Origin of the sequence: Rhodococcus sp. USK13 (assembly GCF_018343855.1) — a bacterium.
GTDB lineage: Bacteria > Actinomycetota > Actinomycetes > Mycobacteriales > Mycobacteriaceae > Rhodococcus_F > Rhodococcus_F oxybenzonivorans.
On sequence record NZ_CP069242.1, the window covers coordinates 6,837,896 to 6,851,156 of the forward strand.

The 13,261-nt window shown below is 65.2% G+C and carries 14 protein-coding genes; 6 read left to right on the forward strand and 8 right to left on the reverse strand.

Features of this window, described 5'->3' with window-relative positions:
• Positions 1 to 26 precede the first annotated feature (26 nt).
• Positions 27 to 1,202 carry a cytochrome P450 gene (locus JQT59_RS34175; RefSeq protein ID WP_213574000.1) on the reverse strand — a complete coding sequence of 392 codons (1,176 nt, stop codon included), beginning with the start codon at positions 1,200 to 1,202 and terminating at the stop codon, positions 27 to 29.
• A 181-nt stretch (positions 1,203 to 1,383) separates the two neighbouring features.
• Between JQT59_RS34175 and JQT59_RS34180 the strand changes: the two genes are divergently transcribed.
• From JQT59_RS34180 to JQT59_RS34190, 3 genes are all read left to right on the forward strand, one after another.
• Positions 1,384 to 2,199, forward strand: coding sequence for an SDR family oxidoreductase (locus JQT59_RS34180; protein WP_249354691.1), 816 nt, complete (start codon positions 1,384 to 1,386; stop codon positions 2,197 to 2,199).
• On the forward strand, positions 2,196 to 2,924 hold the full coding sequence (locus JQT59_RS34185; RefSeq protein ID WP_213574004.1) for an acetoacetate decarboxylase family protein: 729 nt from the start codon (positions 2,196 to 2,198) through the stop codon (positions 2,922 to 2,924). Before JQT59_RS34180 ends, JQT59_RS34185 begins: the two co-directional genes overlap by 4 nt.
• 148 nt (positions 2,925 to 3,072) lie before the next feature.
• On the forward strand, positions 3,073 to 3,915 hold the full coding sequence (locus tag JQT59_RS34190; RefSeq protein WP_213574006.1) for an amino acid-binding protein: 843 nt from the start codon (positions 3,073 to 3,075) through the stop codon (positions 3,913 to 3,915).
• Between the two features lie 13 nt (positions 3,916 to 3,928).
• Here the strand turns inward: JQT59_RS34190 and JQT59_RS34195 are convergent, their stop codons facing one another.
• Entirely contained in the window at positions 3,929 to 5,122 is a 1,194-nt protein-coding gene (locus JQT59_RS34195; RefSeq protein ID WP_213574008.1) for an MFS transporter, read from the reverse strand.
• Positions 5,123 to 5,278: 156 nt separating this feature from the next.
• Between JQT59_RS34195 and JQT59_RS34200 the strand changes: the two genes are divergently transcribed.
• A complete protein-coding gene (locus JQT59_RS34200) occupies positions 5,279 to 5,722 on the forward strand; it encodes a MarR family winged helix-turn-helix transcriptional regulator (RefSeq protein ID WP_213574010.1) in 444 nt (147 codons plus the stop codon).
• 42 nt (positions 5,723 to 5,764) lie between these two features.
• Here JQT59_RS34200 and thpD read toward each other — a convergent pair whose 3' ends face one another.
• The 4 genes from thpD to JQT59_RS34220 are packed head-to-tail and all read right to left on the reverse strand — an operon-like array spanning position 5,765 to position 8,891.
• The gene (gene thpD, locus JQT59_RS34205; protein WP_213574012.1) at positions 5,765 to 6,679 is read right to left on the reverse strand and encodes an ectoine hydroxylase; all 915 of its coding nucleotides are present in this window, start codon (positions 6,677 to 6,679) and stop codon (positions 5,765 to 5,767) included.
• Between the two features lie 35 nt (positions 6,680 to 6,714).
• A complete protein-coding gene (locus tag JQT59_RS34210) occupies positions 6,715 to 7,392 on the reverse strand; it encodes a GntR family transcriptional regulator (RefSeq protein WP_208962743.1) in 678 nt (225 codons plus the stop codon).
• A complete protein-coding gene (locus JQT59_RS34215; protein WP_109326678.1) occupies positions 7,379 to 8,119 on the reverse strand; it encodes a maleate cis-trans isomerase family protein in 741 nt (246 codons plus the stop codon). Before JQT59_RS34215 ends, JQT59_RS34210 begins: the two co-directional genes overlap by 14 nt.
• A 31-nt stretch (positions 8,120 to 8,150) precedes the next feature.
• Positions 8,151 to 8,891: a maleate cis-trans isomerase family protein gene (locus JQT59_RS34220; RefSeq protein WP_159919109.1), complete on the reverse strand. Its 741-nt coding sequence runs from the start codon at positions 8,889 to 8,891 to the stop codon at positions 8,151 to 8,153.
• An 83-nt stretch (positions 8,892 to 8,974) separates the two neighbouring features.
• On the opposite strand from JQT59_RS34220, the gene JQT59_RS34225 reads away from it, so the two are divergent.
• Positions 8,975 to 9,949, forward strand: a complete 975-nt coding sequence (locus JQT59_RS34225) for a D-2-hydroxyacid dehydrogenase (RefSeq protein ID WP_213574014.1) — start codon at positions 8,975 to 8,977, stop codon at positions 9,947 to 9,949.
• Positions 9,950 to 9,984: 35 nt separating this feature from the next.
• On the forward strand, positions 9,985 to 11,355 hold the full coding sequence (locus JQT59_RS34230; RefSeq protein WP_213574015.1) for an amidase: 1,371 nt from the start codon (positions 9,985 to 9,987) through the stop codon (positions 11,353 to 11,355).
• Between the two features lie 88 nt (positions 11,356 to 11,443).
• Here JQT59_RS34230 and JQT59_RS34235 read toward each other — a convergent pair whose 3' ends face one another.
• Together JQT59_RS34235 and JQT59_RS34240 are read right to left on the reverse strand one after the other, a co-directional pair.
• Positions 11,444 to 11,938: a DUF3830 family protein gene (locus tag JQT59_RS34235; protein WP_109326674.1), complete on the reverse strand. Its 495-nt coding sequence runs from the start codon at positions 11,936 to 11,938 to the stop codon at positions 11,444 to 11,446.
• Between the two features lie 67 nt (positions 11,939 to 12,005).
• A complete protein-coding gene (locus JQT59_RS34240) occupies positions 12,006 to 13,247 on the reverse strand; it encodes an aspartate aminotransferase family protein (RefSeq protein ID WP_213574017.1) in 1,242 nt (413 codons plus the stop codon).
• Positions 13,248 to 13,261 lie beyond the last annotated feature (14 nt).

Consider the following 13,261-nt stretch of genomic DNA (forward strand, 5'->3'; position numbering starts at 1 on the left):
CTAACCACTCACGGGCGCGAAGCGCCTCACCACTTCACCGGCATCTCCTCCAGCCCGGACACGAAGTTGGCGGGGCGGCGGCGCAGCGGGCCGTCGTCGACGAGCGTCATGTCCGGCAACCTCGACAGCAGCTGTTCGAACATGATCCTGGCCTCGAGGCGGGCCAACTGGTTGCCGAGGCAGAAGTGGGTGCCGAAACCGAAGGCGACGTGCGGGTTCGGTGACCGTGCGATGTCGAAGCGGTTCGGGTCGTCGAACACGGTGTCGTCGAAGTTTGCCGATTCGAACAGCAACATCATCTTCTCGCCGCGTCGCAACTGTGTGCCGAAGAAGTCGACGTCGCGGGTCACCGTGCGGCACATGTTCTTGATGGGCGAGGACCAGCGGAGCATTTCTTCGATGGCCGCCGGAATACCGTCCGGGTCGCGCACCAGACTCGCCTGCTGATCGGGGTGACGCATCAACTGTTCCATCCCGCCGCTCAGGACGTGCCGCGTGGTTTCGTCGCCGCCGATCAATATGAGCAGGGTCTCTCCGACGATGTCCTCGTCGCTGAGGCGGTGTCCGTCGATTTCGCTGTGCACCAGGATGCTGGTGAGATCGTCCGTCGGATTCTTCCGGCGGTCGGCGATCGTGCGGTGCGTGAATTCGGTGAATGCCAGGTAGGCGTTCAGCTGGGCCTGCAGGCTTTCTTCGGTGACGTTGCTGCCGAGTGCATTCATGAGATCGTCGGACCATTGCAGGAAGGTGTCGCGTTCTTCGGGGCGCACACCGAGCATGTCACCGACCACGGCCATGGGTAGCGGTGCCGCCAGATCACGGACGAAGTCCGCCTCACCCTTGTCGCACACCGCATCGATCAACTGGTCGCAGATGTCGCGAATCCGGTCGATCTTGGCTTCTACCTTCTTGCGGGTGAAGCCCGCGTTGACCAGGCGACGATGTTGCAGATGCTGTGGGTCGTCCATGTCGATCATTTGTGGCAGCGGACCGACTCCGGGCCTGATCCCGCCCGCGTTGGAGAACAACTCCGGATCGCGCTCCGCGGTGAGCACCACTTCGTAGCTGGCCGCCCCGAGGATGCCGTCCGCGCGGTACACCGGTTCGTGGGCGCGCATCCAGGCGTAAGCCTCCCGCGGATCTCCGAGTTCGCCCGAGTAGAACCGCCCGTCGATCAGATCGAATTCCGGCCTGTTCCCCATCGACGTGCTCCTCAGCATTGAATCCTGCGAACCGTGCCCCGATAATAGAACGTGTTCTCAATACGACACAGGGGTATAGCGGCAAGTTCTCGCTGATCGGCGCCTCAGAATTGACACGAGTTCTCACACAACCGGAGGTCAGCACGTGGGTAACAACGACGGCGACAGCGGACTCGCCAAGATGTCGGTGCTCGTCACCGGCGGCGGAAGCGGCATCGGGTTGGGCATCGCCACGGCGTTGGCGGCGGCAGGAGCGCACATCACGATTTGTGGGCGCAATGAGGAAAAGCTGTCCTCCGCGGCGGCCGGGATCGAAGCCGACAACCCGCCCGGGACCGTCGACACGGTCGTCGCCGACGTCACCGCCGAGGATGATGTCGTCCGCGCGGTCGCGAAGGCGAGCGAGCGCACCGGACAGCTGGACGGGGTCGTTGCCTGCGCCGGCGGAAACGAAACCGTGGGACCGGTAACGCAGCTCGACGTCGATGCGTGGCGACGGACGGTGGATCTGAACGTCACCGGCACGATGCTGACGATCAAGCATTCCGCACGTGCCCTCGTCACCGCGGGTGGTGGATCCATCGTGACCATCTCCTCGATCGCCAGCAGCAACACGCACCGATGGTTCGGCGCCTACGGCCCGTCCAAGGCCGGCGTCGACCACCTCACCCGACTCGCCGCGGACGAACTGGGTGCGTCCCACGTGCGCGTCAACTGCATCCGGCCCGGACTGACCCGCACCGATCTCGTCGCGCTCATCACCGACGGCGGCCCGGTCCTCGACGACTACATGGCCAACACGCCCATTGCCCGAGTCGGTGAAGTGACCGACATCGCCGCCCTCGCCAAGTTCCTGCTCGGGCCCGAATCAACGTGGATCACCGGCCAGATCATCAACGTCGATGGTGGTCAGATGTTGCGGCGTGGACCCGATTTCCGCTCGATGTTCGAGCCCATGTTCGGTGCGGACGCACTGCGCGGAGTGGTCGCGCCGTGAACTCACATCAGGTGCTGGGCAAGCAAGTCGACATGCCGGTGGAGATTCGTCAGGCGTCGGCATTCACGGCGATGTACTCGGTGCCGACCGGGGCCGCGCAGTCGCTGATCGACTACACCGGTCTCGAGATACTGCAGTTCCGGCCCGGACGCGGCATCTGCGCGCTGGTGTTCGTCGACTATGTGGACGGAGATTTGGGCCCCTACAACGAATTCGGCGTGACCTTCCTGGTCCGCGACCACCGAACCGACAGCACCTCGGTCGCACAGGATGTGAAGGCTCTGGCCAAGGGCCGGGCAGGTGCCTTGATCCATCGGCTGCCCGTCGACGGCGAGTTCACCCTCGCCGCCGGTAGGGGAATTTGGGGTTTCCCCAAAGTGCTGGCCGATTTCGACGTCGATCACGTCAGCTCCGTCAAGCGGGCGTCGGTCAGCCAGGATGGCCGGCTGATCGCTCAGCTGAGCGTTGCCAAAGGCATATCGCTTCCCGGTTCCGGTGCCGGTGCCTCCCTTGCGGCGTACTCACACCTCGATGGGATCACCCGGTTCACCACTTGGGACATGAACCCGAGTGGTGTCCGGTCCCGGCCAGGTGGCGCGGAGCTCAAACTGGGCAGCCACCCGATTGCCGAAGAACTGCGGTCGCTCGGCCTCCCGAAACGGGCGTTGGTCACGTCGTCCATCCCCAACCTCCGAATGACCTTCGGCGACGCGCAACCGGTCTGACCGGGAACCCCGTGCTCCAACTCACAACAACGGAGTTCTGTATCGACAGCCACGTCGACCCTGTGACCCAACGTATTTCACGCCCCTCTGTCACATCACCGACGTGCGGTGAAACGACGTCGCAACACGGTGCGCCGACAGTGTGTGTATGAACGATGCCGCGAGAGAACCCGGAGTTCATGTCAACGCGTGCGAGGCGTGCGGTCGGCTCCCGCACCCCCGCCGCGTCCGCCTGGCGCTTGCAAAGCTGTGCGCCGTCTTTCCCGTCGAACTAGTGCTCCATGCCTTGGTCATCCATGTCCACGTGTCCTACCTCGTCACCGTCGCAGTGCTCACCGTCAGCACGACGGTGTTGGTGATCTGGGTCGTCGAGCCGTCCGCGATGAGACTGTTCAGCGGGTGGTTGCACGGCCCGCCCGAGGGGAAGCACAGCCATTTCGCGACCGGACAGTCGCTCTGGCGCATCCGCGTCCGGGTGAGCGACCGCCCCGGACAGCTCGAATCGCTTGCCCACAACCTTGCGAAGCTCGACGCGAACATCCTCACTGTGCATGTCCATCACCTCGAAGGCGGGTCGCTCGACGAGTTGATTGTCGGCGCGTGCCGGGACACGTCACCGGACGCACTGTCGACTGCCGTCGAGTCCGCGGGCGGCCTCGATGTCGGCGTCTGGCCCGCTTCGGCGCTCGCGTTGATCGACGGCCAGACCAAGGCGTTGACGTTGGCGGCGCGGGTGGCGGCCGATCCGTCCGAACTCCCCCTGTCTATCGCAGAACTTCTCGGCGCGCAGTATGTCGACACGTTCAGCGACCGGACCCGGTCGAACGAGCACCCCGCCAACACGGCGTTCCTCGAAATCCCGGCCCGTGACGGTGACATGCTCGTCTTCACACGGGCTGTCGACGAGCCGTTTACGCCAGCCGAGGTTGCCCGTGCGCAGCGCATGAGTGAGCTTGCGCGACAGACGAATTCTGTTCCACCGCTCGGCTGACCGATGCGGGTCGTTATACCGACACCGTCGACACTGTCTCATCTTCCGACCGCACCGGACGCCGATCGAGCACGGTGGCAAGACCGAGAACAGCGAGGGCACCCACCGTGAGTGCGGCACCCATCCAGATCGGCGAGGTGAATCCGAGTCCCGCTGCGATGGTCATGCCACCGAGCCACGCGCCGAGTGCGTTCCCCACGTTGAAGGCCGCGATATTCGCGCCGGACGCCATAGTGGGAGCTTCCTTCGCATAGTTCATGATGCGCATCTGCAGTCCCGGCACGGTCGCAAATCCGAATGCACCCATCAGAAACAGTGCGGCGACGGTCATGGGCTTGTTGTCGGCGGTGAGAGCGAAAACGACGAGGACCACGGTCAGCACCGCAAGAATGGTGATCAGCGTGCGGGTCAATGCCTTGTCCGCGGCACGCCCACCGAGGAAGTTGCCGACGAACAAGCCGCCACCGAAGAGGACGAGTAGCCACGGAACACTGGTGGAGGCGAATCCACCTACCTCGGTGAGAGTGAAGGCGATGTAGGTGAAGGCACCGAACATGCCACCGAACCCGAGGATCGTAACTGCGATCGAAAACCACACCTGGGGTGAGCGGAAGGCGCGCAGTTCGCCGCGAAGTCCAGTTGAGGCAGGGTCGCTCGGACGATCCACCGCTGGCACCAGGGTCGCGATCCCGATCAGCGCGATCACACCGATGACGGTGATTGCCCAGAAGGTCGAACGCCATCCGAACTGCTGACCGAGAAAGGTTCCGAAGGGAACTCCGAGAACGTTGGCAATGGTGAGTCCGGCGAACATCGTCGCAATGGCGCCCGCCTTCTTGCTCGCGGGTACCAGATCTGCCGCGAGCACGGAGCCGATGCCGAAGAACGCGCCGTGACACAGGGCGGCGAGAACCCGCCCGGCCATCATGACGTCGTAGGTGGGGGCCAGCGCCGACAGCAGATTTCCACCGATGAACAGCACCATCAGTAGTTGGAGGACACGCTTGCGGTCGAAGCGTGTGACGGCCGCGGTGATGACGATGGCTCCGACTGCCACCGACATGGCATAGCCGGAGATGAGGTAACCGGCCACCGATTCGCTGACCTGAAAGTCAGCCGACACTTCCGGCAGCAGTCCCATGATGACGAACTCGGTGAGTCCGATACCGAAACCGCCCATGGCGAGGGCGAGTAGGCCCAGTGGCATCGCAGCCACCCCTTTCGTACAGACTCGGAAAATACGAGCGAGCGCTCTAATCACGCGCCTGCAGTAGTTGCAGACGCGTGATAAATAGTTGCATACGCGCTCTATGTGCGCAAGCTGGTAATCTCGGTCTGGAGCCGCACAACAGGAGGTCGGTCAGTGGCAGTCGCCGATGATGCCGTCGAGATCCGGTCGCAAGGCTGGCGCACACTCGCCGCCCTGCACGGACTGCTCGAGTCGGAGCTCGAACGTGCACTGCAGCGCGACCACGACCTCTCCGTGGTCGAATACACGGTGCTCGACGCGCTGAACCGTCAGGACGGCTGGCATATGCGGATGGCGCAGCTCGCGCGGGCCGCGGCGCTCAGCAGCAGTGCCACCACCAGGTTGGTGAATCGATTGGAGAACCGGGGCCTACTCACCCGCATTCTGTGCGACGACGACCGTCGCGGCATCTATACCGAACTCACACCTGCGGGCCGAGCAGCCCTGGACGCGGCGCGCCCCACCCACGATGCCACGCTGGAAACGGCGCTCGATCAGGCTGCCGAGGTTCCCGAGCTCGCCCACCTCGCCCGTGTCCTGCACGAGCTGCCCGGGTGAGCGGCGACGCGCGCGCCGGCACGCGTCGCCGCCCACCCGAGGTCAGCCGAGCGGCGTGAAGTCGCGCGACGCGATGTAGTCGGGCCGGGGACGCGCAGCGGCGAACGGCTCGACGAGAGTGTTCTCGACGCTGTTGAACACGAGGAAGATGTTCGACCGCGGGAACGGCGTGATGTTGTTGCCCGACCCGTGCATCACATTCGAGTCGAACCACAGCGCGGTGCCCGCAGCGCCGGTGAACTGCTCGATCCCGTACTCCGCGGCCATGTCGGTCACATCCTCCCGCCGAGGAACCCCGACTTCCTGCGAGACCAGCGACGACGCGTAGTTGTTCTCGGGTGTGGCGCCTACACACTGGACGAAACTCTTGTGCGATCCGGGCATCACCATCAACGAGCCGTTGAACGGGAAGTTTTCGGTGAGCGTGATCGAACAGCTGACCGTCCGGGGAATCGGGAGGCCGTCCTCGGCGTGCCAGGTCTCGAAGTCGGAATGCCAGTAGAAACCCGTGCCCTTGAACCCGGGCATCGAGTTGATCCGGCTCTGGTGGATGTAGACGTCGGAGCCGAGGAGTTGCCGCGCGCGATCGAGGATTCTGCCGTCGCGAACGAGTTCGGCGACCATCGCACTGCACCGGTGGACGTCGAAGACGGAACGGACCTCATCCGTGCCGCGTTCGGTGATGACCCGCCCGCTCTCGCGCATCTGCGGGTCATGGGACAGCCGGTCGAGCTCCTCACGGTAGACGGCGACCTCGTCCGCACCCAGCAGGTTCTCGACGATGGTGAAACCTCGGGCCTCGTGACGCTCGAGCGCGGCGGAGTCGAAGGGGCCGTCGGAGGGCGTTCCCCATACAGCAGGTTCACTGCGCGCGATCATGGACGGCTCGGTGCTGATCCGGGTCGGGTAGTGGTCGCGGCTGTTCGTCTGTTCCTGGATCTCAGCTACCTGAGTCATATGCCCTCCTCGGCGCGTTCCTCTACTTCGGTGTTCTACGAGGACAAGGTCCTCTGATCGGCGCGCAGGCGCTGAACGGCATCGTCGAGATGCTCGGCCAGTAATTCCTGCACCTCTTCACGTGTACCCGTTCTGATCGCTTCTCGCAGCTCGTCGTGTTCTTGGGCCTGCTCCCGAATGTCCTCATAGGTGGTCTGCAGGGCGCCCAGACACATCCGCGTCTCGATCAGCAAGGTCCGGGCCGCACGGACCAGCCGGGGACTCGACGCACTTTCCACCAGAACCTGATGAAACAGCTGGTCGGCGTCCGATACGGCGGCGGCGTCACCCCGTTCGGCGGCGGCCTTCATCGCGATGACAGGTGCTTCGAGAGCGCGATAGACGTCCTCCCTCAGCCCGTCGTCGAAAATCATCTCGAGCGCACCTCGCTCGATCACCGATCGGCTCCGATAGACGTCGACGACGTCGTCGAGGGTCAGCTCCGTCACGAAGATGCCCCGGTGACGGATGCTGTGGAGGATTCCCTCGGACACCAGCCTCTGCATGGCCTCGCGAAGCGGCCCGCGCGACACCTGGAAATGCGCGGCCAGATCCGCCTCCCCCAGCTGCGTGCCGGGCTCGAGTGCGCCCTTCATGATGGCGTCACGCAGTCGATCCGCGATGAACTCGGCAGTCGATTGACGACTGACGGGTTCCAAGTCAGTCAGAGCCATGACTGTGGCCTTTCTCGAACAAGGTTCCTAACGACGGATGCACCGCCGTGTGGCCCGCGAGGCGCAGGCCTTCCCAGATGGTCACCTGGTTTGCCGTGAGGACCGGCTTGCCGAGGCGCTGCTCGAGAGTACTCAGCGCGCCCAGCGTCCTCATCGCCGTATCGGGGATGAGGAGTGCTTCCGAATCCGGGTGATCGTTTCCGACCGCGAGCTCGACCACTTCCTCCGGGCTCAACAATCCGACTTCGGCGGCGGTATCGATGCCGGCGCTCGACATGGACAGCACCTCGACGCCGGCAGCGGCGAGGAAGTCGACGAACAACTTCGCGACGTCCTCCGGGTAGCTCGCGGCCACCGCGACGCGGGTGATCCCGAGGGCAGCCAGCGCGTGGACGAACGCGAAACTGGTGCTGGACGTGGGCACACCGGTGGCTGCGGCGAGGGCATCGGCCTGCTGCTTCGCGCCGTCGGGTCCGTAGACGAAGCTGCCCGAGGTGCACGCCCACACGACGGCGTCCGGCTTCTGCTCCGCAAGGAGGGCGGCGCCGCCGGCGAGCTTCTCGGGACTGCCGAGGTCCAGCAGTTCGGGCACGGCGTGCAGGTCGGTGCCGTAGATGTGCACGACCGGCAGGTCAACCCCGAGCATGTCCGCGGCGAACGGGTAGTCGTCCTCGGCCGCGTGGTCGGGGTAGATGAAACCCACGGTGGGGGCCTGGGAGCGGGTCATGCGTTCTCCTCTGTGGGGGTCTGGGGTCGGATCAGAAGACGTTGCGGAGCCATTTGCCGGGTCCGGACATCGGGAGCTTCATCCGGCCGAGGCATGCCCAGATCGTGAGCTGATTGGCGGTGAGGACGGGTTTACCGAGCTCCGCCTCGAGCGGGGCGATCACGTCGTAGGTGGGGAGATTGGTGCAGCTGACGAAGATGGCTTCCGATTTGGGGTCGTCGGCGGCGATGATGCGTTCGGCGATCGTCCGGTAGTTGACCTTCCAGATTCCGCCGCCGAGTCCGAGGTGATCGGACCGCACCACGTCGGTTCCCGCTTCGTGCAGAAAACTGTGCAGCCGTTCGGTCAGCGCCGCGTCGTAGGGGGTGATCACCGAGACCTTGCTCAGCTCCAGATGTTCGATCGCCTCGAGGAGGGCGCCCGACGTCGTGATCGCGTGCTGGGCGCCTGCCTCACAGATGGCGTCGCACAGCTTCCGTTCGTGTGCAATGCCCTTGATAAAACTCCCGGACGTGCAGAGGTACGCGACAACTTCGGGTTCCACATGCATCACGTCACGGGTTGCCGTCATGAGATGCCGGCGCTCGGACACCAGTTCTGCCATCTCCAGGCTTACCGGAACCGGTTCGTAAGGGGTGCGCGCGAGGTGCAGGCTCACCTCGAGCGGCGCCCATCGCCACAGCTCGCGTTCGAGCGCCAGGTCGAACGGGGCGATGATGCCGATTCCTCGCTGCGCAATTGGCCCTTCGAATTCGGGAATGTTCAGTTCCAATACCGGGCCTCACCTTCGCTTCGGCAACGCCTGAGCCTTTTCGGATTGTTGACAATCATACGAGCTACTCTTACGGTGTCAACGTGAGTCGAAAACCGATCGTCGCGGTGCTCCATGCGCAGGTCCTGCCGCGGAACGACCTCATGGCGCCGGTCGACTCGCGCGCCGAGGTCCGCTACACGGACGAGGCCGGGTTGGCTCGTGCGCTCGACGGTGCCGATGTCTTGTTCCTCTACGACTTCCTGAGCGGCGCCGTCCCGGCAGCCTGGCACGCGGCCGACTCGCTTCAGTGGCTCCACATCGCCGCCGCCGGGGTAGACCCGGTGATGTTTCCCGAGGCCCGCGACAGCGACGTCACCATCACCAATTCACGGGGCGTGTTCGACGGCGCCATCGCCGAGTACGTGCTGGCGCAGATCCTTTCGTTCGCCAAGGACCTTCCGGGATCCTTACGGTTGCAGCAGTCCCACACCTGGAAACACCGGGAGTCCGAACGGATCGCGGGGCGCACCGCGTTGATCGTCGGCACCGGTCCCATCGGACGTGCGGTGGCCCGACTGCTCCGTGCTGCCGGAATGACAGTCCGCGGATCGGGGCGCCGGGGGCACGAATCCGATCCCGACTTCGGCGTCGTTCTGCCGGCGGACGACCTGCCCGCACAGCTCGCCGACGCCGACTACGTCGTCGCAGTGGCGCCGCTCACCGAACAGACACGGCACATGTTCTGCTCCGAGACTTTCGCGGCGATGAAGCCAGGGGCACGGTTCGTCAACGTCGGCCGCGGCGAGCTCGTCCGCACCGATGACCTGGTCGAGGCGCTGCGGTCGGGGACGATTGGCGGCGCCGCACTCGACGTGTTCGACTCCGAACCGTTGCCGGCGGACCACCCGTTGTGGGACATGCCGAATGTCTCGATCACGCCACACAATTCGGGTGATTTCGCCGGGTGGCGCGATGCGCTGGTTACCGTGTTCACCGACAACTTCGAACGATGGGTCGCGGGGCACCCCCTCGAGAACGTCGTAGACAAGCAGCTCGGGTACGTCCCGAGCCGCTGAAACAGGGGCCGACCGTCCAGGATGAAGGAGTCTCCATGAATCCCACCGACATGACCGCCGTCGAACTGGTCACGGCCTACTCGTCCGGAGAGCTGTCGCCCGTAGAGGCAACGCAGGCGATTCTCGACGCCATCACCGAGCGTGACCGTGACATCAATTCGTACTGCCTCGTCGACGCGGAACGAGCTCTCGCCCAGGCGAAGAAGTCGGAGGAGCGCTGGAACACCGGCTACTCCAAGGGCCTGCTCGACGGCGTTCCGATCTCGATCAAGGACATCTTCCTCACCGACGGATGGCCGACGCTCCGCGGTTCCCAGGCGATCGGCGAGGATCAGCCGTGGAATGTGGACAGTCCTGTCGCGGCCCGGCTCCGCGAAGACGGGATGGTCTTTCTCGGCAAGACCACAACTCCCGAGATCGCGTGGAAAGCTGTCACCGACAGCGCCCTGTGCGGTATCACCCGCAACCCCGCCGATCCGACCAAGACGGCCGGTGGCTCCTCCGGGGGCAGCGCGGCAGCAGTGGCAGCCGGTCTCGGCCCCTGCTCGGTGGGCACCGACGGCGGCGGGAGCGTGCGCATTCCGGCGTCGTTCTGCGGGGTCGTCGGCTTCAAACCCACGCACGGGCGGATTCCACTGTTCCCGGCGAGCCCGTTCGGCCCGCTGGCACACGCCGGTCCCCTCACCCGCACCGTGGAGGACGCCGCCCTCCTGATGGACATCATGTCGCTGCCCGACCCCCGCGATCCCACGTCACTCGCACCCTTCCCCACCACTTTTCGCGGTGAGATCGGCCGCGACGTCGTCGGACTCGGTGTCGCCTACTCGCCGACACTCGGCTACGTCACCGTCGATCCGGAGGTGCGGACGATCGTCGATCGGGCGGTCCGGTATCTCGACTCGGCCGGTCTTCCGGTCACAGCAGCCGATCCGGGATTCACCGACCCCCTCGACGCTTTCGAACTCCTCTGGGCGGCCGGCGCGGCCGCCATGTTGAAAAACTTCCCCGAAGGCGCGCGCGACAAGGTCGATCCCGGGCTGGCACGGGTGTGGGAGCGCGGCGAGACGTTCAGCGCCGTCGACTATCTCGACGCACGGGCGGTTGCCGCGGACGTCGGCATCACGATGGGCAAGTTCCACTTCGACCACAACGTGTTGCTCACGCCCACCGTCCCCATTCCCGCATTCGAGGCCGGTTACGACGTTCCTCCGGGCAGCGACCTCACCAGTTGGCCCCAATGGACCCCGTTCTCCTACCCGTTCAACCTGACGCAGCAGCCGGCGATCAGCATCCCCGTGGGCAAGACCGCCGCGGGACTACCTGTCGGGCTGCAGATCGTCGGACCGCGGCATTCGGACGACCTGGTACTCGCAGTCGCGCGGTTCGCCGAGCACGTACTGGGCTGAATTCGATCCGCGGACCTTCGCAGCTCGTCGCACCTTCCTCAACCGGCGCGATGCGTACGGAAGGTCCGCGGATCGAGTTCCCGCGACCTCAGGCCCGGGCAAAGCTCATTGTTTCGCCCTCGACTCCGCGCATCCACAGGTCGTTACACGCCGCCGCCAATTCGGGGAGGCCGTCCTCGATGGCGGCGAACACATTGCCGGGCACCCATCCGACGTCACCGTTGAGCAGTAGGTTGTTGCGGCCGTAGAAGATCGCCAGGTCGGTGGCACCCTGTTCGGCGTGTGCCTCCGAGCCGGGTTCGTACCCGTAGGCGGAGTTCCCGATCTCCCAGGGTTCGAAGTCGAAAAGGCACACGTCGCCGGGAATCGGTGTGACGGTGGGGTTCTCGCGGTGCGGCGCCGCCGTGATGCGCGGGATCAGGGTGTACACCTCGTTCCGGGCGTACTTGGCATGGTAGGCGTCCCCGCTCTGCGGAAGCGCGTTCCACACCGCGTCGCAGGTGCGCGGGGCGTCGTCGTCGAGAAGTCGGGCGCGGCACGTCACGCCGCGCTTGTCCAGAGTGATGGTGATGTAGCGAGCCACGTTTCCTCCTTCGTAGCCCCTGTGAGTACTTATTAACAGCGGGCGGTTGATAAGTACTCACAGGGGGTTACACCTCGTCGAGCACCTCGGACCAGATCGCGAGCGCGTCTTCGACCTGCTGCTCGGACACGATGAGCGGTGGGACCATGCGTACCACGTTCATGTGGGCGCCGCAGGTCAGCAGGAGCAGGCCCTTCCGAGCGGCCAATTGCTGGGCTGCGGTCGCCGTCGCACGGTCCGGTGTTCCGTCGGGCGCGGTGAATTCACTACCGACGAGCAGTCCCAGTCCCCGAACGTCCCCGACGCCCGCACCGGCGGTGCGGCGAGCACCCTCGAGGAGCTGCGCCCCTCGCTCCGCAGCGTTGGTGACAAGCCCCTCCTTCTCGATCACCTCGAGCGTCGCGATCGCGGCAGCGCAGGACACGGCGTTGCCGCCGTACGTTCCGCCCTGCGAACCCGGCCATCCCTTGGCCATGAGTTCGGCCGACGCCGCGATTCCCGACAACGGGAACCCGCTGGCGAGGCCCTTGGCGATGGTGATGATGTCGGGCCGGACGTCGAAATGCTGATGCCCGAAGAACTTGCCGGTGCGGCCGAATCCGGTCTGAATTTCGTCGATGACGAGGAGGATTCCGTACCGGTCGGCGCGCTCGCGCAGTCCGTGGAAGAACGTCGTGTTGCCGGGCACGTAGCCGCCCTCGCCGAGTACCGGCTCGACCACGAATGCCGCCGTCTCGTTCGGCGCGGTGAGCGTGGCGAAGATGTAGTCCAGTTCCTTCAGCGCGAAGGCCGTGGCTTCTTCCTCCGACCAGCCGTAGCGGTAGGCGTTGGGGAACGGGGCAACGTGGACACCGCCCATCAGCGGACTGAACCCGGCCGAGAACCGGGTACCCGAGGTGGTCATCGTCGCCGTCGCCACGGTGCGGCCGTGGAAGCCACCGTGAAAGACGATCACGTTCGGCCGGCCGGTCGACTGACGGGCGAGGCGCAGGGACGCTTCCACTGCCTCACTTCCCGAGTTCGCGAAGAACAGCGAGTCGAGGTTTTCGGGCAGCACCGCGCCGAGCCGCTCGGTGAGTTCGAGCAACGGCTGGTGCATGACCGTCGTGTACTGGCCGTGGATGAGCGAGCCGACCTGCCGGCGGGCAGCCTCGACGACGTGGGGGTGGCAGTGGCCGGTGCTGGTTACCCCGATTCCCGCGGTGAAGTCGAGGTAACGGCGGCCGTCCGTGCCGTAGAGGTAGCACCCTTCACCGTGATCGACCGTCACGGGTGTGGCTTGTGCGAGCAGCGGAGATAACCGAGTCACGAGAACCCTCCCAC